The following is a 505-nucleotide window of genomic DNA, read 5'->3' as shown; positions in this document are numbered from 1 at the left end:
AGCGCGGCTATGAACGCCTCTGCCACCGGCGGCTGCTCCCCGTGGGTCATCACCGACAACGCGGCCAGCTCCGGATGCGCCGCGGCCTCCGCCGGATCGGTGATCGGCGGGATCTGGTCGGGGCCGATCACCGCGCACCTCAGCGTGTAGCCCGCCAGCTTGGTGTCGATCGGCTTGGCCGCCCACTCGGCGGTGCCCGCGTCCGTGCAGATCACCAGCACCGTGACCGGGCAGTCCAGCTGCAGCCACAGCGTGGCGGCATACCGGGGGATCTGCTTGCGTTTCTCCTCGTCCTTCTTCTGCTGGATCTCCACGATGATGGCGTGCTCGGGCGCATGCCGGGGGCCGATCGTGATCACCGTGTCGGCGTACCGGTCCTTCGACAGGCGATCGTTGAGCTCGTTGCCCACCACTTGGACCGCAAGCCCGCCGGGCACCTCGACGCCGAGATGGTCGCGCAACATCTCCACGGCGAGCTCGGGCCGGTTGCGGAACATGAGGTTGA

The 505-nt window shown here is 68.5% G+C and carries 1 pseudogene; it reads right to left on the bottom strand.

Going from position 1 to position 505, the window contains the following annotated elements:
- Positions 1–505 (bottom strand): annotated as a pseudogene (locus tag Mth01_RS29470) (hypothetical protein); the annotation flags it as partial.

The organism is Sphaerimonospora thailandensis (genome assembly GCF_016863115.1).
Taxonomy (GTDB): Bacteria; Actinomycetota; Actinomycetes; order Streptosporangiales; family Streptosporangiaceae; genus Sphaerimonospora; species Sphaerimonospora cavernae.
Note: the sequence above shows the minus strand (reverse complement) of the source record. Positions and strands in the feature narration are given on the sequence as shown.